At 60.9% G+C, this 21,782-nt stretch carries 28 protein-coding genes; 27 read left to right on the top strand and 1 reads right to left on the bottom strand.

What is annotated here, in order from left to right; translation table 11 throughout:
- The 23 genes from PZ897_RS02165 to PZ897_RS02055 all read left to right on the top strand — a co-directional run bounded on the left by PZ897_RS02165 (position 1) and on the right by PZ897_RS02055 (position 17,552).
- Entirely contained in the window at positions 1-612 is a 612-nt protein-coding gene (locus tag PZ897_RS02165) for a helix-turn-helix domain-containing protein (RefSeq protein WP_275749421.1), read from the top strand.
- Positions 609-833, top strand: a complete 225-nt coding sequence (locus PZ897_RS02160; RefSeq protein ID WP_275749419.1) for a hypothetical protein — start codon at positions 609-611, stop codon at positions 831-833. The genes PZ897_RS02165 and PZ897_RS02160 overlap by 4 nt, the downstream gene beginning before the upstream one ends.
- Positions 826-2,163, top strand: coding sequence for an MT-A70 family methyltransferase (locus PZ897_RS02155; RefSeq protein ID WP_275749418.1), 1,338 nt, complete (start codon positions 826-828; stop codon positions 2,161-2,163). The genes PZ897_RS02160 and PZ897_RS02155 overlap by 8 nt, the downstream gene beginning before the upstream one ends.
- Positions 2,160-2,747 (top strand): hypothetical protein, encoded by a 588-nt coding sequence (locus PZ897_RS02150; RefSeq protein ID WP_275749416.1) that lies wholly within the window; start codon positions 2,160-2,162, stop codon positions 2,745-2,747. Before PZ897_RS02155 ends, PZ897_RS02150 begins: the two co-directional genes overlap by 4 nt.
- Positions 2,744-3,034 (top strand): hypothetical protein, encoded by a 291-nt coding sequence (locus PZ897_RS02145; protein ID WP_275749414.1) that lies wholly within the window; start codon positions 2,744-2,746, stop codon positions 3,032-3,034. The genes PZ897_RS02150 and PZ897_RS02145 overlap by 4 nt, the downstream gene beginning before the upstream one ends.
- On the top strand, positions 3,031-3,399 hold the full coding sequence (locus PZ897_RS02140; protein WP_275749412.1) for a hypothetical protein: 369 nt from the start codon (positions 3,031-3,033) through the stop codon (positions 3,397-3,399). The genes PZ897_RS02145 and PZ897_RS02140 overlap by 4 nt, the downstream gene beginning before the upstream one ends.
- Positions 3,396-5,204 carry a DNA cytosine methyltransferase gene (locus tag PZ897_RS02135; RefSeq protein WP_275749410.1) on the top strand — a complete coding sequence of 603 codons (1,809 nt, stop codon included), beginning with the start codon at positions 3,396-3,398 and terminating at the stop codon, positions 5,202-5,204. Before PZ897_RS02140 ends, PZ897_RS02135 begins: the two co-directional genes overlap by 4 nt.
- Positions 5,205-5,752: 548 nt before the next feature.
- Complete coding sequence (locus tag PZ897_RS02130) at positions 5,753-6,442, top strand: hypothetical protein (RefSeq protein ID WP_275749408.1); 690 nt, start codon at positions 5,753-5,755, stop codon at positions 6,440-6,442.
- Positions 6,442-7,113, top strand: coding sequence for a transcription termination/antitermination protein NusG (locus PZ897_RS02125; RefSeq protein ID WP_275749406.1), 672 nt, complete (start codon positions 6,442-6,444; stop codon positions 7,111-7,113). Before PZ897_RS02130 ends, PZ897_RS02125 begins: the two co-directional genes overlap by 1 nt.
- 218 nt (positions 7,114-7,331) lie before the next feature.
- Entirely contained in the window at positions 7,332-7,718 is a 387-nt protein-coding gene (locus PZ897_RS02120) for an HNH endonuclease (RefSeq protein WP_275749404.1), read from the top strand.
- A 136-nt stretch (positions 7,719-7,854) separates the two neighbouring features.
- Positions 7,855-8,382 (top strand): phage terminase small subunit P27 family, encoded by a 528-nt coding sequence (locus PZ897_RS02115; RefSeq protein ID WP_275749402.1) that lies wholly within the window; start codon positions 7,855-7,857, stop codon positions 8,380-8,382.
- 2 nt (positions 8,383-8,384) lie between these two features.
- On the top strand, positions 8,385-10,118 hold the full coding sequence (locus PZ897_RS02110) for a terminase TerL endonuclease subunit (RefSeq protein WP_275749400.1): 1,734 nt from the start codon (positions 8,385-8,387) through the stop codon (positions 10,116-10,118).
- Between the two features lie 9 nt (positions 10,119-10,127).
- Positions 10,128-11,402 (top strand): phage portal protein, encoded by a 1,275-nt coding sequence (locus PZ897_RS02105; protein ID WP_275749398.1) that lies wholly within the window; start codon positions 10,128-10,130, stop codon positions 11,400-11,402.
- On the top strand, positions 11,392-12,234 hold the full coding sequence (locus PZ897_RS02100; protein WP_275749397.1) for a head maturation protease, ClpP-related: 843 nt from the start codon (positions 11,392-11,394) through the stop codon (positions 12,232-12,234). Before PZ897_RS02105 ends, PZ897_RS02100 begins: the two co-directional genes overlap by 11 nt.
- Positions 12,235-12,245: 11 nt before the next feature.
- Positions 12,246-13,526, top strand: coding sequence for a phage major capsid protein (locus tag PZ897_RS02095; RefSeq protein ID WP_275749396.1), 1,281 nt, complete (start codon positions 12,246-12,248; stop codon positions 13,524-13,526).
- An 82-nt stretch (positions 13,527-13,608) separates the two neighbouring features.
- Positions 13,609-13,995 (top strand): hypothetical protein, encoded by a 387-nt coding sequence (locus tag PZ897_RS02090; protein ID WP_275749395.1) that lies wholly within the window; start codon positions 13,609-13,611, stop codon positions 13,993-13,995.
- Between the two features lie 70 nt (positions 13,996-14,065).
- Positions 14,066-14,674 (top strand): head-tail connector protein, encoded by a 609-nt coding sequence (locus tag PZ897_RS02085; protein WP_275749392.1) that lies wholly within the window; start codon positions 14,066-14,068, stop codon positions 14,672-14,674.
- Positions 14,674-15,009, top strand: coding sequence for a phage head closure protein (locus PZ897_RS02080; RefSeq protein WP_275749390.1), 336 nt, complete (start codon positions 14,674-14,676; stop codon positions 15,007-15,009). The genes PZ897_RS02085 and PZ897_RS02080 overlap by 1 nt, the downstream gene beginning before the upstream one ends.
- Positions 15,010-15,265: 256 nt before the next feature.
- A complete protein-coding gene (locus PZ897_RS02075; protein WP_275749389.1) occupies positions 15,266-15,742 on the top strand; it encodes an HK97 gp10 family phage protein in 477 nt (158 codons plus the stop codon).
- 3 nt (positions 15,743-15,745) lie between these two features.
- Entirely contained in the window at positions 15,746-16,114 is a 369-nt protein-coding gene (locus PZ897_RS02070) for a DUF3168 domain-containing protein (RefSeq protein ID WP_275749387.1), read from the top strand.
- Positions 16,115-16,168: 54 nt separating this feature from the next.
- Positions 16,169-16,891, top strand: a complete 723-nt coding sequence (locus tag PZ897_RS02065; RefSeq protein WP_275749386.1) for a phage tail tube protein — start codon at positions 16,169-16,171, stop codon at positions 16,889-16,891.
- Between the two features lie 29 nt (positions 16,892-16,920).
- Positions 16,921-17,241 (top strand): hypothetical protein, encoded by a 321-nt coding sequence (locus PZ897_RS02060; RefSeq protein WP_275749384.1) that lies wholly within the window; start codon positions 16,921-16,923, stop codon positions 17,239-17,241.
- 89 nt (positions 17,242-17,330) lie between these two features.
- Positions 17,331-17,552, top strand: a complete 222-nt coding sequence (locus tag PZ897_RS02055) for a hypothetical protein (RefSeq protein WP_275749382.1) — start codon at positions 17,331-17,333, stop codon at positions 17,550-17,552.
- On the opposite strand, the gene PZ897_RS02050 is transcribed toward PZ897_RS02055, so the two are convergent.
- Positions 17,553-17,954, bottom strand: a complete 402-nt coding sequence (locus PZ897_RS02050) for a hypothetical protein (protein WP_275749380.1) — start codon at positions 17,952-17,954, stop codon at positions 17,553-17,555.
- A gap of 209 nt (positions 17,955-18,163) precedes the next feature.
- Here PZ897_RS02050 and PZ897_RS02045 point away from each other — a divergent pair, with 209 nt between their 5' ends.
- From PZ897_RS02045 to PZ897_RS02030, 4 genes are read left to right on the top strand one after another with little or no spacing between them, the layout of a single operon-like run.
- Positions 18,164-20,149, top strand: a complete 1,986-nt coding sequence (locus PZ897_RS02045; RefSeq protein WP_275749378.1) for a phage tail tape measure protein — start codon at positions 18,164-18,166, stop codon at positions 20,147-20,149.
- On the top strand, positions 20,149-20,787 hold the full coding sequence (locus PZ897_RS02040) for a hypothetical protein (protein WP_275749376.1): 639 nt from the start codon (positions 20,149-20,151) through the stop codon (positions 20,785-20,787). The genes PZ897_RS02045 and PZ897_RS02040 overlap by 1 nt, the downstream gene beginning before the upstream one ends.
- A complete protein-coding gene (locus tag PZ897_RS02035) occupies positions 20,787-21,368 on the top strand; it encodes a DUF2163 domain-containing protein (protein WP_275749374.1) in 582 nt (193 codons plus the stop codon). Before PZ897_RS02040 ends, PZ897_RS02035 begins: the two co-directional genes overlap by 1 nt.
- Positions 21,365-21,781 carry a hypothetical protein gene (locus tag PZ897_RS02030; RefSeq protein WP_275749372.1) on the top strand — a complete coding sequence of 139 codons (417 nt, stop codon included), beginning with the start codon at positions 21,365-21,367 and terminating at the stop codon, positions 21,779-21,781. The genes PZ897_RS02035 and PZ897_RS02030 overlap by 4 nt, the downstream gene beginning before the upstream one ends.
- Position 21,782 lies beyond the last annotated feature (1 nt).

The raw sequence follows: 21,782 nt of genomic DNA, 5'->3' as shown, positions 1-21,782 counted from the left end.
ATGGTGTTGCACACACAAGCCCTGGATGCAGTTGCGGCTCCGCGCCGCACAGGGCAACCGGTCTTCAAGCAGCGGATGCAGGCTGCGCTGGCCGATGCGCTGGCCGATGGCGGCGTGACTTCGACCCTGCGCTTCAGCCGCTATGCCACCCTGCACGGCGCCGATGTGGCGCTGGTGCTGGAAGGCCGCACGACGGGCGAATTGCGGATGCTGGCGCACGGATTCGGAGTGGTCCAGTTTGCCCCGGCGATGAGCAGCGAAATGGACCGGCTGATGGGGATAGCCATGCGCGCTTTCGCCGTGACCAAGGCGGATATCAAGAGCATCCGGCGCACCCGGCGGATCGTGATGGCGCGGTTTTTCGTGACCCACTGGGCGCTGCGGCGCACCTCGATGTCGACCACCATGGTGGGTCGGCAGATGGGCGGGCGCGACCACACAACCGCGATTTATGGCCGCGACAGATGGCCCGGAAGCCGGGCAGAGGCGCGGGCCATACGGGCGCTGATTCACGCCGGTCAACCGGTCAACCGGACCGAGGCGGCGGTGATCAGGCAGCGCAGCCGCGGGTTGGTGCCGCTTGCCGGTGATGATGGCGGGCGGGCGGCATGATGATTGATCCCTTCATGCTGGGCTGGTGTGTCGTCGGCGGCTTCGGGCTTGCGGTTCTGGTCCGCAAGATCTGGCGGGCCGGGTTTGCCGCCGGCATCAGGTCGGTGCCGCTCGATGGCGCCGGCCTGGCTTCGGGCGATGACCGGGCGTTTGACTATCGCCACCACTGGAACCCGGCTCTCGGTGCCTGGGAAAAACCCAAGGTGATGCGCCATGAGTGAATTTCCCTTCCTGCCGCTGCACCCGTTGTGCACCCTGTTTCCGGCGATGGATGGCGAGACCTTTGCCGCCTTCCTGCAGGATATTGCCGACAACGGCCTGCGCGAGCCGATCGTGACGCTGGATGGCCAGGTGCTCGACGGCCGCAACCGGCAGGCGGCCTGTGCCGAACTGGGGCTGGTGCCCGATGGCATGGTGACCGAATATGACGGCGTTGATGCGCTGGCCTTCGTGCTGTCGAAGAACCTGGCCCGGCGGCATTTGAGCGAAAGCCAGCGCGCGGCCATTGCGGCGCAACTGGTCAATTGGGAGAAGGGGGTCAACCAGCACACGTCGGGGCCTGCAAATTTGCAGACCCGGCAGGCGGCGCGGGCCTTGTCGATCTCCGAGCGGGCCGTGGCGGCCTGCCGCTCGATCCGCAAGCATGGAGCTCCGGCGCTGTTTGACGCCATTCGCGATGGCCGCGTCACGGTTCACACCGCCGATGCGCTCAAGACGCTGCCTGACCCGGATGTGCAGCGGTTGCTGAAAGCCGGTGACCGGGCGGTGCTGGAAACGGCCAAGGCGCTGCGCACCGAAAAGATGGCTGCATCGCGGGCGGGCAGGCTGTCGCTGATGGCGGCAATTTCGGCCAAGGGGCTCGAGCGTGCAAGGCCGGGCGCGCTGCCTGCGAAAGCCTTCGCCGTCGGCTATGCCGATGTGCCGTGGGAGCAGGCGAACGTCTGGGATCATGAGACAGGCAACGACCGGGCCTATCCCTATCCGACCCTGCCGCTCGACGAGATCAAGGCGCTGTGCGCCGGTGACGCCAGCCCGTTCACCGATGATGCGGTGCTGTTTTTCTGGCGTACCGGCAACCGCCAGCGCCCCGCGCTTGAGGTCGTGGAGGCCTGGGGGTTCGAGGTCGTTACCGAGATCATGTGGAACAAGGTGCATCGCGGCACCGGGCGCTGGGTGATCGATTGTCACGAAGTGCTGATGATCTGCAAGCGGGGTGACCCGCCTTGCCCGCTGCCGGGGACGCAGCCGCTGAGTGTCTATACCGAACCAAAGACCGAGCACTCGGCCAAGCCGCACCGGTTCCGCGAGATAATCGACACCATGTTTCCCAGCTTGCCCAAGCTCGAATTGTTTGGCCGGGGCGTGGCGCCGGACGGCTGGACCTTCTGGGGCTTCGAGGCCGAGGGCGAGGGCGAGGGCGGACGGACCGAAGCGGCAGGAGACAACAGCCCGGCCGCTGGCCGCAAGCCCGACCGGGCGCCGGCGCCGGTGCGCCGCCCTGGCCGGAGCGCAGCCGTCAGGGACGGCGACAGCGTGAGGCCAAGACCATGACCGCCGCGCCCGTCACACCCGGCGAAATCCGCGCCCGGCTCGATGAAATCCGCGAGCGGCTGGCGCGGGTGCGGGCCGACCGCTGGAGCCATGAGTTTTCCGATGCCGGAGAGAGTATCGTCATCACCCGCGCGGTGATCGACAGTCAGGGCCGCCATGCGGGCAATGAGGCGCCGGTGGCGCTGTGCAGTTTCGGTCCGGATGCGTCCTGGTTTGAAAAGGAATTCGTCCGCGAGGCGCGCAGTGATCTGGCCTTCGTTCTCGATCAGTTGACGGCTGCGGGCCGGCTGATCCGTGAGCAGCGGGCGCGGCTCGACAGGGTGGCGCCACCGGCCGGGCCGGCGCGGGTCAAGAATCTGGCGGCCGAAGCGTCGATAAAATGCGGCGAGCCGGGGTTTCAGGCATGGCTCAGGCTCCATCACGCCACCGATGATGATGGCGACCTGGCCGACAGCGCCACGGCGGCGGCGGTGCTGCGCCGGGCGCTGGCGATTGAAAGCCGGTCGCAGCTCAACACCGACCCGGATGCGGCTGGCCGCTGGCGCGAGATGCGGGCGGAATATTCGGCGTGGGCGCAAGCATGAGGCCGGAATTCTCACCCGCGATGCTCAAGGTGTTCCTGCGCGCCCGGATTGCCGATGCGGTGTTTCGGGCGGGCGGTGCGGAGCCTGCCGGCGGGGTCCGCTATGATGCCACGCGGAAGGCCAAGGCGGGAATCCGCAAGGCGGCTGGCGTGACCAATTTCGAATTCAATTTTGCCTGGACGGGGCGGCTGAACACGGCCGAAGCGCGGGCGAAGCTGTGGGGCGCGCTCGGCCATGTGCCTGCCGACCATGGCGTGACTTTGACCGATGACGGAGGGCAGGAATGACCGGTTTGCAAAACGGACGAAATCCGAAAATGGCCGATTATGACTGGCGGCGGTTTGCGCATGAGCTGAGCATGAAACACCGCTCGGACGGGCGCGGCCTGCGCGCAATTGCCACCGAAATGGGCGTGACCGCCAGCGACCTGTCGCGCGCCATGGGCGGGCAGATTGTCAGCGTGCAGAAGGTGATCGCCATCTGCAAGTGGATCGGGTTCGGGGTGATGGACTTCTATCTGCCACCGCTGATCAAGACAACGAAATCAACCTGTTGCAGCGGGTCAAACGTGAAACATCGGGAAGATGAAGAGCCCCGAGGGCTTGGGCATTCGCCGCGGGATCTTCAGTTGATGCGGAGGATGGGCCGATGACGAGACCCTTGATTATCGACTGTTTCGCCGGTGGCGGCGGCGCTTCGACGGGGATTGAAATGGCGCTCGGCCGTTCGCCGGATTTTGCCATCAATCACGACCCGGTGGCAGTCGCCATGCATGCGGTCAATCATCCCGACAGCATCCATCTTTGCCAGAATGTCTACCAGGTCGACCCGCTCGATCATTTCGCCCGCGCCCATATCGGGTTTGCGTGGTTTTCGCCCGACTGCAAGCACTTCTCCAAGGCCAAGGGCGGCGCGCCGGTGCAGCGCAATATCCGCGATCTGGCCTGGATCATTCCGGGCTGGATCGAGCGAATCCAGAGATCGGGCGGCAAGGTCGATGTGGTGGCGATCGAGAATGTCGAGGAATTCCAGACCTGGGGGCCGCTGCTGACCACCGGCAAGGGACTGGTGCCGGACCCGGAGCGCAAGGGTGAGACTTTCCGTGCCTGGTGCAGAAAGCTCAGGCAGCTTGGCGGCAAGATCGAATGGCGCGAATTGCGGGCCTGCGATTACGGCGCGCCGACCATCCGCAAGCGGGTGTTCATCCTGATCCGGTTCGACGGTCAGAAGATCGTCTGGCCGGAGCCGACACATGCCAGCCCGGACAGCGACGAGGTGAAGAGCGGGAAGCTCAAGCCATGGCTGACAGCCGGGTGCGATGTGATCGACTGGTCGATTGCCTGCCCGTCGATCTTCGACACCAAGGCCGAAATCATGGCCCGGTACGGGCTGCGCGCGGTGCGGCCGTTGGCGGCAAACACGCAAGCCCGGGTGGCGCGTGGCATCAAGCGCTATGTGCTGGATGCGGCAAGGCCGTTCTTGGTGTCGATCGCGCACGGCGACAGCGGCGGGCGGCGGGAGTATCCGGTCGAAGAGCCCTATCACACGGTCACGGTGGGCGGGGTGCAGCATGCGGTGGTTGCTCCGCATCTGATGACCATGCGCAACGCCGGTAAGCCATTCCAGGGTGCGGATGAGCCGGCGCACACGGTGACCGCCGGCGGGGCCGGGCTGACCTGTGTCGCCGCTTCGCTGGTGCAGACCGGCTATGGCGAGCGGGAAGGGCAGGCGGCGCGCGCGCTCGACCCGTCCGCGCCGCTCGGCACTGTTGTGGCCGGTGGCGTGAAACATGCCCCGGTAGCTGCCTATATGGCGCAGCACAACGGCAATGGCGTGATTGGCCGTGCCGCCGCGGCGCCACTGGCGACGGTCACGCAGGCCGGAAGCCAGTGCCAGGTCGTGGCCGCAAACATGTTCTCGATGAAGGGCAGCGCGCGGCGCGCCAGCGGGGCGGATGAGCCTGCGCGGGTGGCCTGCACCGGCGGCGGGCAGTCGGCGGTCGTCGCGGGTGCGCTGACCAAGTATTACGGCACCGGAGACGGACAGGAGCCATCCGGGCCGCTGCACACGGTGACGACGAAGGACCGGTTCTGCCTGTCTCAGGCGGCCATGGCGGCGCCGCCGTTCGGCCCGGAGCATCACGCGCGGGCGCGCGAGGTGGCGGGTTTCCTGCGCGCACACGGCTTCTGGGATGACCGGGAATTCGTCACGCTCGACGTCGAGGGCGTGACACTGGTCATGGTCGATATCGGCATGCGGATGCTGACACCGCGCGAGCTGTTCAACGCCCAGGGGTTTCCGCCCGACTATCAGATCGACCGGGATCTGGAAGGCAACATGTTCTCCAAATCGGACCAGGTGGGACGCGCCGGAAACAGCGTCTGTCCACCGCTGGCCGAAGCCATCACGCGGGCCAATGTTCCGCATCTGGCGCAATTCAGGGAGGCTGCGGAATGAGCCATGCAGCGACCAACTGGGCGATTACACGGCGCGGGCTGAAGCCTGCGGCGCGGATCGTGCTGTGGCATCTGGCCGATTGCCACAACCCGAAACTTGGGTGTTTTCCTTCGCAGGAATGGCTGGCGGATGCCTGCGAAATGAGCCGGTCGACGGTCAATCTGCACCTCGAAAAGCTTGAGGATGCGGGCCTGATCCGGCGGGCGGCGGGCCGTTGCCCGGAGACCGGGAAGCAGTTGCCGACCCAATATGTGCTGGGATTTGAAATGGCTGAAACACGTGAAGAACCCGCAAAACCGTGTCCGGAAATCGGACATGGAAAAAGCAGTGCAGCCGTGTCCGAAAAAGGGGCTGGTCCGTGTCCGAAAAAAGGCCAATCCCGTGTCCGAAATTCGGACTCTAACCCTGTAAGGGAACCAGTAATAGAACCTGTAACAGAGAGAGAGCGCGCAAGCGCGGATGCGGACGGGGAAGGGCAGGAAGAGGAAATTTCAGACAAGCCTGATCCGTCGACAGTGCCGGAAACGGCTGATTTTCAGAAACGGGTCATGCGCTTTTGCAATGGACGGGACTTTGCCGCCGGTCCCTGGCCGGACTGGGACACATCCTCGCCGGGATGGATCGGGCGGCAGTTTGCCAAGCTGTCGGAAGCCGACCGGCAGCATGCCGAACGCTGGCGCGATGCCTATCTGCGTGACATCGCCACGCGGCGCAAAAAGCCGGTGCCGGTGGGCACGTTCTTCCGCGACCGGTTGTGGGAAGGGCTGGATCCGGAGCTGCTGCAGCGGGCGATGAAGGCGGCGGCGCAGGGCGCAAAGCCCGCCGAGCATGCCAAGCCCGAAGGCTGGGCGGTGTCGATGGGGCCGGTGTTCTCCGCCTATCTGCACCTTGTGCTGCTCAAGGGGCCAGAGCACCGCGACTATGCGCCGGATGGCCCGTTGTGGCTGGCCGGAGATCTGCGCCGCGCCTGGCCGGAGATGGCGGGGCTGCACCAGATGGCCGCGATGAAGCGCGGTGTCATTCTGCCGCCACGGCTGCATGCGCTCAAGGACCAGATGGAATTCGTGCCCGAAGGCTGCAACGCCTGGGCGGCATGGGAAGCCGAATACAAGGCTCGCTGCTGGCCGATGTGGCCGCGCCATGACGGCATGAAGGGTATGTATTTTCCGGTCGGCGGGCCGGAAGGTTTGGCCGCGTTCGAGGCCCTTTCGACACCGCAAAAGGAGACGACGGCGTGATGCACAATTCCACATTCAAGGGCAGGCGGTTGAACGGCAGGCAGGTCAATCCGGGAGAGTTGACCACAGAGCAGCGTGCGCGGATTGATGATGAGATCCGCCGGTGCGGGCTGGAAGCCGGCAGCGCTGACCGGCTGATGAAGGCGGCGTGCGGCCGCATCGACGATGAGCGGCTTGAGTGGGTGATTGCCCGTGTGCCGGTCGGCCAGGAGCGAATCGCCTCTGATGAACTTAAGGCCAGATCGATTGCTGTGTGGTGTCCGATGGCCAGTGAGCGGCGGAATGCGAAGCGTGGTCGCCCTGCGGTGACGGTGGAAAGACCGATCTTCACAGGTTATGTTTTCCTGCGTTTGCCCGACTGTGCAGAAGCATGGATCGGCGCTGGCATTGCAGGTCGTGTGACGGGCTATCTGGGGGTTGACGGTGTGCCGGCGAAGATCCCGGCCAGTGAGATCAACACCTTGATGATCAAGGTGAAAAGCCCGGAAGTGGCAAGCCTGGTGCCGCGTATCCGGGCCGGGATGTCGGCCATTGTCAGGGATGGTCCGTTTGCCGCGTTCGAGGCGAAGATCAGGCGTGTGATGCGCAGCCATGGCCGCGCGGAAGTGGAGGTGAATATCTTCGGTCGGATCACGCCGGTTGAGCTGGGGCTTGACCAGCTCAAGATTTAGGTTTAGCGAATCCAACCCAGCTGAACCGCTCCACCGACAGCAGGCCAAGGCCTGCGGTGGATGCGGGGAGGCAACCGGGATGACCGGGGCGCGCTGATGCCCATCACTGACGATCGTGATGGTTGACCTAGTTCACCCTCCGGCCCCGGCCTTGAGACCGCCCATTGTCCGGGCTGATCGACTCAAGGCCAGTGCGCAAGCTATGTCTGGATATCATCATGCCTGAGATGCCGCCGACCTTCCGTCCGGCGCACATGCCGACGCGGCAGGATAATCGTCGTGTCTATGACCAGCGGCGTGACGATCGTGAGCAGCGCCGGTGGTACAAGACTGCGCGTTGGCAGAAGCTCAAGGTCAAGGTTCATGTTCGTGATCTCTACGTGTGCCAGGTGACCGGGGTGCTGTGTGGTGGAAAGTATCCGACGGGCAACAGCCCGGTTGCTGACCACATCACGGAACCTGAAGGCGACCCGGATCTGTTCTGGGATATCGACAACATCCGCACTGTGAGCAAGGAATACCACGATGGCGAGCGCCAGCGTGAGCAGGCCCGCCGCCGTAGACCCGGGGGGGTGGTCAAAAGTCCCCAACCCTCTCGCTTCTAGACCGGCGGGGTAGTCAAATTTTTGTGGGCGCAAGTTTCGGGATAATTTTTTTATTGAGGGCAGCTGTCGGTGGCCGGCTGGCCTGGTGTGAGGTGCAAAAATGTCAAGGCGTGGACCGAAGCCGGAACCGGCGGCGGTGAAAGCAGCGAAGGGAAATCCCGGTCGTCGCAAGATCGGCAGTGATCCGGTCGAGGCCGGCGGTGCAGTCGCGTCCAGTATCACCCATCCGACATGGCTCAAGGGGCCGGGCCTGAAGATCTGGAAGAAGATCGCGCCGCGTCTGGTGGCGCTGAAGCTGCTCACGCAAACCGATGCTGACACGTTCGCACGCTACTGCCGCAACTATGCGCGGTGGTTGAGCATGCAAACCCGGCTTGATGACATGGGCGAGATTTATGAAATCGAAACAGCGTCCGGCACGGTCAGGCGCGCGGACCCGGCTTACATGATCGCCGACCGTCTGGAGCGCCAACTGGTCTCGGCGGAATCGGTCTTCGGTCTCAACCCGGCAGAACGACAGCGGATATTTGCTGCCCGTGCGGCCAAGACGCCCGGCGCGGATGATCTGTTCCGGGGCCAGACCATGCCTGCTGCGCCGGCATCGCCGACCCAACCCAGCGTTCCGGCATCCACGCACGGTAAGACGATCGGCTTTCTGCAGTAATCATGGCTGTCCAGGTGAGGCAACCAAAGGCCGGAAGGCCGCGCCGCCGACCGAAAGCGGTGCCTGTCCATTGCAAATGGGATGGGGAGCGGGGCGTCTGGACGGACGGTGAATTCTGGTTTGATGAAGCGGCGGCTGAAAAGGCGGCGCGGTTCTTCCCTGACCATCTGGTTCTGACGGAAGGTGAGTGGGCCGGGCGTCCATTCGACCTGGCTGACTGGCAAGAGCATGACATCGTTCGCCCGGTGTATGGTTGGAAGCGACCAGACGGCACGCGGCGTTACCGCCGGGTGTTTGTCTGGGTGCCACGCAAAAACGGCAAGACCGAACTGGCTGCCGGCATGGCCATCCTGATGCTGGTCGGCGATGGTGAGCCCGCCGGTCAGGTCTATTCGATTGCCACCAACAAGGATCAGGCGGAACTCTGCTTCACCAAGGCCATCGCGATGGTGCAGCGGTCGCCGACGCTGGGGCAGGTTCTGGAGGGTTACAAGACATCGGTCTATTGCCCGGAGCTCAACGCGGCATTCAAGCCGCTGTCTGGCAAGTCAGGCGGCAAGCACGGGCTTTCATCCTCAGGGTTGATCGGTGACGAAATTCACGAATGGCAGGATGGCGAGCTTTACAGCTTCGTTCATGATTCAAGTTCGGCCCGGCGCCAGCCACTGGAATTCCTGATCTCGACAGCAGGCAAGAAGGGAGGTTACGGCGAAGAGGTCTGGGACGAATGCCAGGCTATACGTGACGGTAGCATTGACGACCCGGAAACGCTGGTTGTGATCTATGCCGCTGATCCTGACGACGACTGGACCGACCCGAAGGTCTGGGCGAAAGCCAATCCCAATCTGGGTATCTCGAAAAAGCTGTCAGCCATGGAAGCCGCGGCCAAACGCGCACGGCAATTGCCGCGGCTGGTTAACGGGTTCAAGAATTACCAGCTCAACATGTGGACCGACCAGGCGTCGATCTGGTTGCCGATAGATGCGGTAGATGATGATGGCAACCCGTTCGGATGGGATCATTGCCAAGGGCCGATCGGTTGGAAGGAGTTGGAAGATCACCTCGCTGGAAAGCGCTGCTTTGGCGGGCTCGACCTGTCGGCAGTGCAGGATATTTCGGCGCTAACATGGTGGTTTCCGATCCAGCCCGGTCTCGAAAAACCGGCGCTTCTTTCCCGGTTTTTCAAACCATCACGGCTTCTGAGAGAGCACGGGCGGCGTGACAAACTGCCTTATGAAAGGTGGGTGGACGAGGGTGCGATCACGGCTACGCCAGGCAATGTGGTCGACTACGCTTTCATCAAGAAGCAGATACTGGATGATGGCGAGAAATTCAGTATTGCACATGCCGGCGCGCAGAAGCTGGAGGATGGCCAGGGCGGGTTGGCAATCGACCGATGGAACGCAACCCAGATGGCAATCGAGTTGCAGCAGGAAGGTTTGCCTGTGGTTCTGTTCGGTCAGGGCTTTGCCTCGCTGGCGGCGCCCTCGGCAGAACTTGAGCGGCTGGTGCTGGACAATGGGTTTCATCATGGTGGCCATCCGGTGCTGAGGCAGCATGCCAAGGTCGTTGCGGTCGAGGAAGATGCAGCCGGAAATATCAAGCCAGCCAAGAACAAATCGACGCAACGGATCGACGGTGTCGCGTCCCTGGTCAATGCGCTCGGCATCGCGCTTCGCGACAAGGGCGATGAATCGCCTTCAATCTATCAAACCCGCGGCGCCCTGGTGCTTTAAGGAAATTCGATGAACCTACTCCAGCGATGGTTCGGGGCGAAGGCGTCACGGACACTCAATCCGAGTGCGTCCTATCAGGATGCTGGTGGTGGCGTGGCCATCACAACGCCGGCGCAGCTTGAAGAGGCATTGCGGACCGGTGGGGTCACCGCATCAGGCGCGACGGTTACGCCGAACAAGGCGATGAACGTGTCGTCGGTCTATGCGTCAGTTCGGATCATCTCCGGTGCCGTGGCCAATATGCCGCTGCAACTCAAGCTTAGGGTTGATGAGCGGACGCGGGAAGACGCATCGGAGCACCCGTTAGGCGTTGTGCTTCGCCGCAAGCCAAATCGCTGGCAAACGCCCTCGCAGTTTCGCCGGATGATGCAGGCGCATTTGCTTCTGCGCGGCAATGCCTACGCGATGATTGTCAGGTCGGCTGGCAGGGTCATGGAACTGGTGCCACTGCATCCGGATCAGGTCGAGTGCAATCAGAACGATGATCTGCAGCTTGAATACACCTACACTCGCAAGGACGGGCGAAAGATCAGGTTGCCGCAAAGCGAGGTTTTTCATCTTGTCGGGCTAACGCTTGATGGTGTGCACGGTGTGTCTCCGATTACCTATGCCCGCGAAAGCATCGGTCTTGCGCTGTCGATGGAAAATCACGGTGCGACCACGTTCAGGAACGGCGCGCGTGTTTCGAACGTGCTGTCGCATCCGGGGAAGCTCGGTCCGGAGGGGCTCGCGTTTCTGCGTACCAGCCTGGATGATTATCGGTCCGGCGGCGAAAGCGAAGGCAAAGCCCTCATCCTTGAGGAAGGGATGGATGTTAAGCCGCTCGCCATGACGGCGGAAGATGCGCAATGGCTCCAGAGCCGCGAGTTCAGCCGTGTCGACATTGCCATGTTCATGGGCGTTCCACCCTCGATGCTGGGAGATAACTCCGGATCGGACAGCAACTGGGGCACGGGTCTCGAACAGAAATCCCTCGGCTTCGTGGCCTATACGCTCGAAGACTGGTTGACGACCTGGGAAGAAGCCATCGGTCGCGATCTGATCGCTGATGATGATTTGACAATGTATGCCCGATTTAACCGGGCTGCACTGGTAAAAGGCGACCTGAAGACCCGGTGGGAAGCCTATGTGAAAGGCTTGCAATGGGGTGTCTATTGCCCTGACGAAGTTCGAGCGCTTGAGGATATGAACCCGCGGCCGGACGGTATGGGTGGACGATATTACGACCCGCCGAACACGGCTGGCACTTCCGACACAAAAAAGGATGATGGTGATGAGTCTTAGAAACCTGCCTGAGATCCAGGCATTTCAGCGGCCCAAGGCTTATCAATGGGACGTGCCGTCTGACGCGCTGGCGCGATGGGTCGAGACTCCTTGCGCAGCAGCGAATGACGATCCGGCGACCATCACGATCTATGACGTAATCGGTGAGGACACTTGGTACGGTGGCGGGTTCACTGTCAAGCGGATGAATGCAGCGCTGCGGGCGATCGGGCCAAAGGACGTAACTGTCCGAATCAACTCTCCGGGTGGGGATGTGTTTGAGGGGTTTGCTATCTACAACGAGCTGCGCTCGCACAAGGCGAAAGTATCTGTGGAAGTCATGGGCATTGCAGCGTCTGCGGCGTCATACATCGCGATGGCTGGTGACGACATCAAAATGGGTCTCGGCTCTTTCATCATGATCCATAACTCGTGGGGTGTGGTGATGGGAAACCGCAACGATCTGGTCGCGGCATCTGAAATGCTGGCGCAGATCGACGGCGCACAAATGGATATTTACGAAGTCCGAACCGGATTGAAGCGGACCCAGATCGAAGAATACATGGATGCAGAGACTTTCTTCAGCGCCAAGTCCGCTATGGAAAAAGGATTTGCGGACGATCTCATGGAAAACGAAACTGGCGGAGGTGCTTCGGCATCTGTCCGCCCTGAGATCCAGGCCAAACGGCGAATGGATGCAATCCTTGCGCAATCTGGTGTGCCACGTTCCGAGCGGCGCAGGATGATCAAGGAAGCAATTGGGGATACGCAAAACGCTATCCCGCCGGTCACGCACGACGCTGACCTCGACCCCGCCGCACTTCTGCGGCTCATTGCAACAATGCGGTCCTGAAAGGAAATATCATGAACATCGCACTGAACAACCGCGCCCGCGGTTTGGTCGCCGTTCGCGCAGATTCTGGCAACGCCACCGAAATTCTCAACCAGCTCAACGCGACTTTTGAGGCATTCAAGGAAGAGCGCAACAAGGAGCTCGAGGGCATCAACGCCAAGTTTGCCGATGTGGTGCAGACTGATAAGGTTGATCGTATCAACGCGGAAATCACCACGCTGAGCAAATCCCTGGATGAAGTCAACGCAGCTCTCGCGGCAATCAAGCTCGGCGGAGCTGGCGGCAATACCGCGGAGCCGGAGAAGGCAGAACACACACAGGCGTTCAACCAGTTTTTCCGGCGTGGTGCCGAGGCCGGTTTGCGTGATCTTGAAGTCAAGGCCAAGCTGACCACGCAGTCGGACCCGGACGGCGGTTATCTGGTTCCGGAAGAAACCGAAACCGGCATCGATCGCGTTCTTGGGACTGTGTCGACCATCCGCTCTCTGGCTCGAACCATGTCGATCTCGACCAACACCTACAAGAAGCTGGTGAATATGGGTGGCGCTACATCGGGTTGGGTTGGCGAGGAAGATTCGCGGCCCGGAACCGGCACCCCGACGCTGCGCGAGATCGCCATCAATACCGGCGAAATCTACGCAATGCCTGGTGCAACGCAGTCCATGTTGGATGATGGCCGTATCGACATCGCCGGCTGGCTTGCCGATGAAGTCAGCATCGAGTTTGCCGAACAGGAAGGTGCTGCCTTCGCAACCGGTGATGGTGTGAACAAGCCGCGCGGGATCTTAGCTTATGACACGGTGGCAAACGCCTCCCATGCATGGGGCAAGCTGGGGTATATCGCCACGAAGGAGGCTGCCGACTTCAAGGCGGCTTCGACGACTGTCAGCCCGGTGGATTGCCTGATTGAGCTCTACTATGCGCTCAAGGCCGGGTATCGGAACAACGCATCATGGTTGATGTCGGATGCGACCATGAGCACTGTTCGCAAGTTCAAGGATGCGGATGGTGCCTTCGTCTGGGCCCCGCCGACCAGTGCGGCGGAAGTGGCGACAATACTTGGCAAGCCGGTCCACAACGACGACAACATGGAAGCTGTCGGGGCTGGCAAGTTCCCGATTGCCTTTGGTGATTTCAAGCGCTCCTACCTTATCGTTGATCGCGCCGGTATCCGTGTGCTGCGTGACCCGTACACCGCCAAACCCAACGTGCTGTTCTATACGACAAAGCGTGTCGGTGGCGGAATCGTGAACTTCGAGGCCATGAAACTCCTCAAGGTCGCGGCTTCCTAACCCGCCGCCGATTCACCCCGACTCAAAGGTGGGCGACTTAGGTCGCCCGCTGCACTCTCCCATTCTCTGAAAGGATAGTCCCATGAAGGACGGTTATTCGGGCGTTGGCATTGGCGCCACGCTGGCTCCTGCTGTGGTCGCCGCATCCGCCGATGGTACGGCTGTGGATCTGCAAGACTTCAACTCCGCAACGCTGGTGATCAATACCGGTGCGATTGTTGGTGCTGGTCTTTATGACGTGAAGCTCCAGCACAGCGACACGACCACGGGCGGCGATTTTGTCGATGTTCCTGCTTCTGATCTTCTCGGCACGCTTCCGGCTGCTCTGGCTGCAGCTTCGGTCTACAAGCAAGGCTACAAGGGCTCCAGGCGATATGTCCGTGCGGTGATCACCAAGCAGTCAGGGACATCGATTGCCGCAGGTGCTGTGGTTGTCTGTGGCGAGCCTTACGACGCGCCTGTCGCGTAGTTAATCCGCGGTTATCACGAAACTGAGCGGGGCTGCTTCGGTCGCCCCGCCGCTCTCAATCGAGGATGCCATGCACCGTCCTGTTCTTGTTGCGCCTCCTGCGGGTTTGCCCGTCTCGCTTGTCGAGGCGAAGCTGCATCTCCGTGTGGATCATGCCGACGACGACACGCTGATCACATCACTGCTGGGTGCTGCGGTGGATCATCTGGACGGGTGGTCGGGCATTCTGGGCCGGAGCCTGGTCGAACAGGAATGGCGGCAGGACTTCGATGCGTTCAGTTCCTGCCTGTCCCTCCCGCTCGGTCCGGTCATTTCGATCACCAGCGTAGACTATACGGATGCGAACGGTGATCCGGCGATCGTGGACAGTGGCTCCTATTCTCTCAAGACTGATGCGGGTGGGCGTTCCCGCGTTGAGTTTGATGGAGTGTCTGTCTCGGGTTCTGTGAGTATCACTTATCTTTCCGGGTACCCGACGACACCGGAAGTTCCGGCGGATGGCGAGATACCGGCAATACCGGCGCAATCGACGGTTCCTGCGGCCATCAAGACCGCGATACTTCTGCTGATCGGCAATTGGTATGAAAATCGCGAGAGTGTTGTGACGGGCACCATCGCGAGCGAGCTGCCGCTGGCGGTTGATGCGCTGATTGCGCCTTATCGCCGGGTAGGGGTCTGATGGCTGGCGCTGGCAAGCTCGACCGCCGCATCGTCATCGAGCGGGCCACGGTGACCTACAACGCGCTGAATGAGCCGGTGAAGACCTGGGCGGCCTATGCCAGGATATGGGCTGCGCGCAAGGATGTCAGCGACGGCGAGAAGCTGGCTGGCGGGCAGGTGGGGGCTTCCCTCTCCAGCCGGTTTACGGTGAGATCAAGTTCTGAATCCAGAGCGATCAAGCCGAGTGATCGCGTCAATCATGACGGGGGTATCTGGTCGATCTTCGGCATCAAGGAAACTGCCGATGGGCGCCGCCGGTATCTCGAGATTACTGTAGCGCGGGATCTGGACTGATTAACCCCAGCATTCGAACGGGCTGTTATCAATGACCCATGTCATTCTCGATGCTTTGACCTGTTTGAGGCTCCGCCCGGAGTAATCGCTGTAGAACAGCAATTGCCGCCCTCTAGCCCGTTGCCAGATACGCCAGACAACATGATCTGGCCTGGCGATCAGGAACAAGACCGAAAAGCTGAGTGCCATTGAGATGGCAATGACAGCGATGACTACGCTTTGAAAACTTTCCATTCATACAAAATACTACAGGTCAATGATGAAGACCACTGTCAAGATCGAGGGCTTGCGCGACCTTGAGGTCGCATTGTCCGAATTGCCGAAATCGACCGGCAAGGCGGTGATCCGGCGGACGCTGAAGAAGGCTGGTGAGCCGATTGCTGACAGGTGGCGGTCGCTTGCGCCTGACGATCCGAACACGAGCGGAGATGATTACCGGAGTTCGATTACAGTCAGCACAAAGCTGAGCAAGCGGCAAAGGGCGGCGCACCGCAAGATGTTTCGCGACGACAAGGCTTCGGTTGAAATGTTCGTCGGCGCCGGACCGTTGCCGCATCCGCATCAGCAGGAGTTCGGCAACGTCAACCATGGCCCGCAACCGGCTGGGCGTCCGGCCTGGGACGAGAAGCAGGGTCAGGCGCTTGGTATCATCAGGACGGAAATGTGGAGCGAGATCGAGAAGGCCGCCAAGCGGCTGGCGCGCAAGGCTGCACGGCTCGCGGCGAAAGGCTGACCCATGGAAGAGGCAATCATCGCGCTACTTGCAAGTGTTACTGGCGGGCGGCGCTATTGGGGCAGGGCGCCGCAGGAAGTTGCGCGGCCGTTCATAGTTTTCAACCGGATCAGTCAGGTTCGCGGGTACACGTCTGAAGGGGATGACGGCTTGCCGGAGACACGGGTGCAGGTCGACATTTATGCGGATACCTACACTTCGGCCCGCGATATCTCGAAAACAATTGTCGATCTTGTGAGTGGATATCGCAGTGGTGCGATGCGAGCAATCTTCGTCGACGGCATTCGTGATCTTCCCGCCTCCGATGCCGGCGAGGTCAATCATCTGTTTCGCGTGTCAATTGATCTGATGGTCTGGTTTCGCGAAGCGTGATCATAGCCCTATCGCGCCGTGGGCAGGCGCTTTTGTACACAACGGAGAAGCAACATGCCTGAAGCACTTTCTCAGGTCGATATCGGCTATGGCACCGTCGTTCGGGTGGGCCGTGGGGTCGGCCCGACCTGGACACAGATCATGGGTGGAGAGACGGCCGGTGTTCCGTCGCAGCCACCCGAAGATATCGATGTTACTCATTTTCAATCGCCGGGACGCACCCGCGAGACCAAACCGGGCCTGAAGCCGGTCGCGGATTATTCGCTGGAGCTGCAATACTGGCCTGGATCCGCAACAGATCTTCTGTTGATGGAGCTTGCCGATCTGACCTCGGCAGGGTCGCGTGAGATCGTGCTTCTGGAGATCACGCCGAATGGTGGGTCGACCTGGCTGTTTCAGGCCTATCTCAACGAGTATGTGCCCTCGTCATCGGTTGGCGAAAAGCAGATGGTGGCTGCCGCCTGGAAGGTGATGGCTCGTGTCATCGCAACTGCGGCCCCGGCCAATGTGTTGCTGCCATCGATCTCGGGGGTTGCCCAGGAGGGGCAGGTGCTCACGGCGATTGAAGGATCATGGACTGGCTCACCAACATTTACCTATTCCTGGGAAGAGGACACCGGTGCCGGTTATGCCGCGATCTCCGGTGCAACTGACAGGACTTACACGGTCGTGACCGCCAATGTCGGAAACCCGATCCGGGTTGCTGTGACTGGCACCAACAGCGATGGCAATGCGAGCGCCACATCGGCGCCGACTGCTGACGTGATTGGGGCTTGATCATGGCTCATCCAGCAGGCGTTAAAGTGATGAAGGCGGGCGGCAAGGAATACCGCCTTCATCTGGGGATGTCAGTGCTTGCCGATCTGCAAGAGAAATTCGGCGACAAATTCGACGAACTCCTGGCGCCGCCCAAGGACGGCAAGATGCCGAACCTGCGGGTGATCCAGGATGTGTTTATTGCAGCTCTGCAGCGCTACCATGAGGATGAGGCTGATCGGTGGCTGGTCGATGACCTGATTGCTGAAAACGCCGACGCCTTTGGTGAGTTGCTGACGTCCTCATTCCCCGACGTCAAGGAAGGGGGCAAGGATGGCCCCGGCGCAAAAAAGAGGAAGGCGGCGGCTTAGATTTCGCAAGTCTGTGCGAAACCTATGTCGCTGCCGGCCTGCCGCCTGCGCGCTTCTGGGACATCACGCCCCGGCTTTACGAGACCGAATTGAACGGCGCGATTGCCCGGGTCAGGCGTGAGCGTGGTTTGGTTTGGCAGGGTGCCTTCCTGCCCCAGCAGAAAAATCCGCCGACCTATGACGAGTTTGTCGGTGGCGCGCCCCGCAAGGCGGAGCCGGCATCGTTTCTGGATATGCGGCTGCGGGCATCCGTCAAGGGCTTGCGCGGAATCAGTATGGCGGAAGCTTTGTCATCGATGGGGTCGAAGTAGTTAAAGTCCATCACGCCTCATGAGTTCCTGAAGCTCTTCGAGGCGAGATGGGGAGATCAGCCAGCAGCCTTCCGGTGGGCAAAACTGAGACAGGCCGAACGGTGCGGTCGGATGCGAGAATGAGCATTCAACCTCGCCTTGATCAACGGTGTGGGTTGATGGTTGTTTCTCACCGCTCAGCAACGCTGCAACCCTGCTTGGCCGGTTCGGCAGTTCAACTGCAATCCTCATCCGGACGCGCGGTGGTGACAGGTCGGGGAAGGCCTGAACGTCTGTAGCTATTGAACCGGAGGCGTTCCAGTGGTGTTCGGCTGCCCTCTGGCAGGCGTCAGTGATGGTTGGTTGATCGGCGGAGGCCGATCCTGCGGACAGGGCGAGAGTTAACAGCGTGATCTTCTTCATGTCGGGTTCCCCTGAAAAGGTTGCGATCTTTGGATTGTGTGCGCTCGCCGGTAGATAGCCTAGCAGCGCAGACAAGATGAGTCATTCTCTCCGCGACCGTGACTTAAGTGAAGCCAACAGACTGCATTAGCGATGCGTGAGGATCAATTTCCGCGCACGAACAGGATGATGGAGACTGTCTTGGCTGTTTTTGCATCAGGAGATATCAATTGAGCTCTAGCGTAATAGGCGCATTGCGCGTGAATCTCGGTCTGGATTCTGCCCAGTTCAGCGATGGGCTGAAGAAAAGTCAGTCGGGCATCCAGAATTTTGCGAAGAACGCTGCTGTCGCTTTCGCTGCAATAAGCGCTGCAGCGAGTGGGGCCTTTCTCGCCATTCGTGGTGCGGCGCAGCGGGCAGACGATGCCTGGAAGAGCAGCCAGTCTCTGGGTATGCCCATTGATGAGCTTGGCCGTCTTACGCACGCTGCCGAGATGAGTGGTGCATCGCTTGAAACTTTGCAGACGGGTATTCGCCGGGCCTCTCAGGCGATCAGCCAGACTGCGGCTGGTGCAACCAACGAGGCTGCCAAGGCGTTTCATCAGCTTGGTGTGAAGGTCAAGGATTCGGATGGGAAGCTTAGGTCGTCAACTTCGGTAATCGAGGATATTGCTGATCGTTTTTCCAAGATGCCGGACGGTGTTGCGAAGACGAACGCGGCCATCGCCATATTCGGACGATCCGGGGCTCAGTTGATCCCGATGCTCAACACAGGCCGTGAAGGGCTCAAGGCTATGGGGGATGAGGCGGAGCGCCTTGGCCTTGTATTCGATGAAAAGACAGCCCGCTCTGCAGAACAATTCAATGACAATATTGCACGGCTGTCCGGCTCCATGACGGGATTGTGGAACCGGGTTCTTGCCGGAGTCATTGGTGGCTTTACTCATCTGTCAGACAGGTTCGTTGCCGCATCGCAGGCTGGCGGTCAGCTTACCTCGATCGCGGATGGAATCACCTGGGCGATGAATGCGTTGGCACGCGGTATTTCGGTTGTTTTCGATAATCTCGGCACGCTTTATGACCTCTTCAAGGTTTTTGTAGCGGCGAAGATTGTCACATTTCTGGTGTCATTGGCAGGTGGCTTCATCTCGCTGGCGCGGGCTATTCGCGTCAGTGGCCTGGCAATGGTCGCCTTTACCACAATAACCCGGGCAAAGATCACGGCCATCGCACTGGCGGCTGCGGTGATTGCAAAGCTGACCGGTACGTTTGACGACATGGCAGGATGGTTGTCGAGCACAGCGACGGACATCATGAATGCGCTGCCGGAAAGCATGAGGGAGGGGCTGGACAGTCTCTCCGCCGGTCTTGCCGGGCTCGGCGCTGAAATCGAGGGTGTCGATGGCCAAGTCGCGAGCAGCATGGGGACTTATCTCCGGTTTGGCGAAGAGGCGGCTGGATCATTCGGCAAGGTGGGTGAGGCGGCGAAGTCTGAGGCTCAAAAGATAAAGGATATGCAAAGGGAAGCTGCGCGCATCTTCGAGGCTACGCGCACGCCACTTGAGCAATATCAAGCGCAGATCGCGCGGCTCAATGAGTTGCTGGCGGCCGGGAAGCTCAGCCAGGACACCTACAACCGCGCCGTGCTGCAGGCTCAGGACGCCTTCAAGCAGGCCGAAGAGGCCGGCAAAAAGACCGGCAGCGTGATGGAGAGGATTGGCGACAGGCTTGCTTCCACTTTCTCCAGTGCGTTCCAGGGCCTTATCGACGGGTCGAAAAAGGTGAAGGATGTGCTGCGTGACTTGCTCAGCCAGTTTGCCAGCATGGCGACGAACTCCCTGTTCAAGTCGCTGATCGGCGGTATTTTTGGGGGGGGGACTGCCGGTGGCGGATGGTTGGGTAACTTGCTGTCATTCGATGGTGGGGGGCACACAGGCTTTGGTTCCAGAACAGGTGGGCTGGATGGTAAGGGCGGGTTCGCAGCTCTTCTGCACCCCAACGAAACTGTAATAGACCATACGCGAACAACGGGCGGTGGCAGCAGCTCGCGCGACGTTGTGACAATCGTCCTACAAGATGACAGCGGGCGTATGGCTTCGATTGCTGATCAGCAGATCAAGACCGCAAGCGGCGCAATCATCAATGTTGCGGTGCAGAAGTCCAACTCGCAGATCATCCCGACAGTGCAGAACGCACAGAAGCGGCGGGTGCTGTAATGGCGATTCCATCCGTTCGCGAACTTCCGTTTATCTCTGCCTCGCAAAGCACGTTTTCGCTCGATCCCGGCACGTCCATTGCCCGTCATGGAAAGGGGCTCGCCGGGACGGTCTCTCAAATCCGCGAGGCGGTCTGGACCATGCGTCTGGAAACGCCTCGGCTCGAGCATCCTGTTCGCAACCAATGGCAGGCGTGGCACCACACCTTGCGGGGCGGGCTCCGGTTTTTCCTTGCCTGGGATATATCCAGGGCAGAGCCGAGGGCTTATCCGAATGGTGTTCCAGAAATTCTGGCCGCGACGTGGAATGGCGAGGGCACTGTTGCCAGCCTGGCGACTCCGGGACAGATCGATGCGTCTGGTGTTCCGGCAGGATTTCAACTGATGATCGGTGACCGCGTTGGCTTGGTCGAGGGCGGCCGGTACGGATATTTCGATGTCGCCGAAGATGCCACGGCAGACGGTTCCGGCAATATCTCAGTCACGGTCGAGCCGCTGGTGCAGGATGTGTTTACAGCATCTGCAGCGGTCGTGTTTCGCAGGCCAAAGGTGAAGATGCAGATCGTCAACGGTTCGTTCGAATCTACCTCGACCTTCGACCTGACGCCCGTCTCGTTTGATGCTGTGCAGGTGATCTGATGCGCAGCTATCCGCCGGTGCTGCTGGATCTTCTCGATGAGGGCCGGGTTCGCTATGCGGGCATGATCCGGTTTGACCTGGGTGAGGGCTCCTTTGGCTTCATCCGGCAGTCGTCGGATTATGTTTATGGCGGGGTCACCTACAAGGCGATGCTTGATGGCTTGATCGAGGTCTCCAGCCTCTCACGCGGCTCTGGCACATCGGCCTCGGGCTTTGTGCTGCGGCTGTCGGAAAGTCCGGACAATGGCATCACGCCTGATGTGTTGCTCAATATCGAGGATTACGATTACCGCGACCGGCCGGTGACGATTTATGACCTGCACCGGCATCCCGACACCGGGGCGGTGCTTGGCGATCCGGTGATCATGGAGCGCGGCTACATCAACGCCATCATCCACAATGACGATCCTGATGCCGGATTTTTGATGACAGTCGAGAGTGAGAGCCGGGCGATTGATTACAGCCGGACCAATGGCCGCATCCGGTCTCAGGAGGATCAGCAGCGCCGTGCGGCCGGGGATCGGTTCTTCGAGCACGCATCACTGACCGGGCGGCAGAAAATCAAGTGGGGCAAGACATGAGGATCGACGGCTGGGAGAAATGCCTCAAGGCGATCGTGGAGCGCCATCGCGACCTTCCGGGCCAGTGGGGTGTGTCGGATTGCTGGATGCTGGCGGTCGAAGCCCATGAGGCCGTGACGGGCAAGAAGCTGGCTCCGAAGCTTCGCCGCTACAAGACCGAGAAGGCCGGCTACAAGCTGTTTGCCAAACACGGGTTTACGACTGTTGGCGAGGCGCTGGCTGCCCATCTGCCGGAGTGCCCGGCCTTGATGGCCCAGCGCGGGGATCTCGGCCTGATCGAGCGGGGCGGGCTGGAAAGCTGCGGCGTGGTCACCTCCCTGGGGCTGGCGGTCAAGACACTCTACGATGATGGGTCATCCGTGCTCGAATACCACCCGGTCACCGCGATGACGCGCGCGTTCAAGGTTACCTGAC

This window comes from Hoeflea sp. YIM 152468, assembly GCF_029210485.1.
GTDB lineage: Bacteria > Pseudomonadota > Alphaproteobacteria > Rhizobiales > Rhizobiaceae > Hoeflea.
This window is presented reverse-complemented; position numbering and strand designations above follow the sequence as displayed.

What these genes read in the sequence shown, in the direction of transcription:
- PZ897_RS02165 (WP_275749421.1), top strand. Translation starts at nt 1, where the DNA reads ATGGTGTTGCACACACAAGCCCTGGATGCAGTTGCGGCTCCGCGCCGC.
- PZ897_RS02160 (WP_275749419.1), top strand. Translation starts at nt 609, where the DNA reads ATGATGATTGATCCCTTCATGCTGGGCTGGTGTGTCGTCGGCGGCTTC.
- PZ897_RS02155 (WP_275749418.1), top strand. Translation starts at nt 826, where the DNA reads ATGAGTGAATTTCCCTTCCTGCCGCTGCACCCGTTGTGCACCCTGTTT.
- PZ897_RS02150 (WP_275749416.1), top strand. Translation starts at nt 2,160, where the DNA reads ATGACCGCCGCGCCCGTCACACCCGGCGAAATCCGCGCCCGGCTCGAT.
- PZ897_RS02145 (WP_275749414.1), top strand. Translation starts at nt 2,744, where the DNA reads ATGAGGCCGGAATTCTCACCCGCGATGCTCAAGGTGTTCCTGCGCGCC.
- PZ897_RS02140 (WP_275749412.1), top strand. Translation starts at nt 3,031, where the DNA reads ATGACCGGTTTGCAAAACGGACGAAATCCGAAAATGGCCGATTATGAC.
- PZ897_RS02135 (WP_275749410.1), top strand. Translation starts at nt 3,396, where the DNA reads ATGACGAGACCCTTGATTATCGACTGTTTCGCCGGTGGCGGCGGCGCT.
- PZ897_RS02130 (WP_275749408.1), top strand. Translation starts at nt 5,753, where the DNA reads ATGCGCTTTTGCAATGGACGGGACTTTGCCGCCGGTCCCTGGCCGGAC.
- PZ897_RS02125 (WP_275749406.1), top strand. Translation starts at nt 6,442, where the DNA reads ATGCACAATTCCACATTCAAGGGCAGGCGGTTGAACGGCAGGCAGGTC.
- PZ897_RS02120 (WP_275749404.1), top strand. Translation starts at nt 7,332, where the DNA reads ATGCCTGAGATGCCGCCGACCTTCCGTCCGGCGCACATGCCGACGCGG.
- PZ897_RS02110 (WP_275749400.1), top strand. Translation starts at nt 8,385, where the DNA reads ATGGCTGTCCAGGTGAGGCAACCAAAGGCCGGAAGGCCGCGCCGCCGA.
- PZ897_RS02105 (WP_275749398.1), top strand. Translation starts at nt 10,128, where the DNA reads ATGAACCTACTCCAGCGATGGTTCGGGGCGAAGGCGTCACGGACACTC.
- PZ897_RS02100 (WP_275749397.1), top strand. Translation starts at nt 11,392, where the DNA reads ATGAGTCTTAGAAACCTGCCTGAGATCCAGGCATTTCAGCGGCCCAAG.
- PZ897_RS02095 (WP_275749396.1), top strand. Translation starts at nt 12,246, where the DNA reads ATGAACATCGCACTGAACAACCGCGCCCGCGGTTTGGTCGCCGTTCGC.
- PZ897_RS02090 (WP_275749395.1), top strand. Translation starts at nt 13,609, where the DNA reads ATGAAGGACGGTTATTCGGGCGTTGGCATTGGCGCCACGCTGGCTCCT.
- PZ897_RS02085 (WP_275749392.1), top strand. Translation starts at nt 14,066, where the DNA reads ATGCACCGTCCTGTTCTTGTTGCGCCTCCTGCGGGTTTGCCCGTCTCG.
- PZ897_RS02080 (WP_275749390.1), top strand. Translation starts at nt 14,674, where the DNA reads ATGGCTGGCGCTGGCAAGCTCGACCGCCGCATCGTCATCGAGCGGGCC.
- PZ897_RS02075 (WP_275749389.1), top strand. Translation starts at nt 15,266, where the DNA reads ATGATGAAGACCACTGTCAAGATCGAGGGCTTGCGCGACCTTGAGGTC.
- PZ897_RS02070 (WP_275749387.1), top strand. Translation starts at nt 15,746, where the DNA reads ATGGAAGAGGCAATCATCGCGCTACTTGCAAGTGTTACTGGCGGGCGG.
- PZ897_RS02065 (WP_275749386.1), top strand. Translation starts at nt 16,169, where the DNA reads ATGCCTGAAGCACTTTCTCAGGTCGATATCGGCTATGGCACCGTCGTT.
- PZ897_RS02060 (WP_275749384.1), top strand. Translation starts at nt 16,921, where the DNA reads ATGAAGGCGGGCGGCAAGGAATACCGCCTTCATCTGGGGATGTCAGTG.
- PZ897_RS02050 (WP_275749380.1), bottom strand. Translation starts at nt 17,954, where the DNA reads ATGAAGAAGATCACGCTGTTAACTCTCGCCCTGTCCGCAGGATCGGCC.
- PZ897_RS02040 (WP_275749376.1), top strand. Translation starts at nt 20,149, where the DNA reads ATGGCGATTCCATCCGTTCGCGAACTTCCGTTTATCTCTGCCTCGCAA.
- PZ897_RS02035 (WP_275749374.1), top strand. Translation starts at nt 20,787, where the DNA reads ATGCGCAGCTATCCGCCGGTGCTGCTGGATCTTCTCGATGAGGGCCGG.
- PZ897_RS02030 (WP_275749372.1), top strand. Translation starts at nt 21,365, where the DNA reads ATGAGGATCGACGGCTGGGAGAAATGCCTCAAGGCGATCGTGGAGCGC.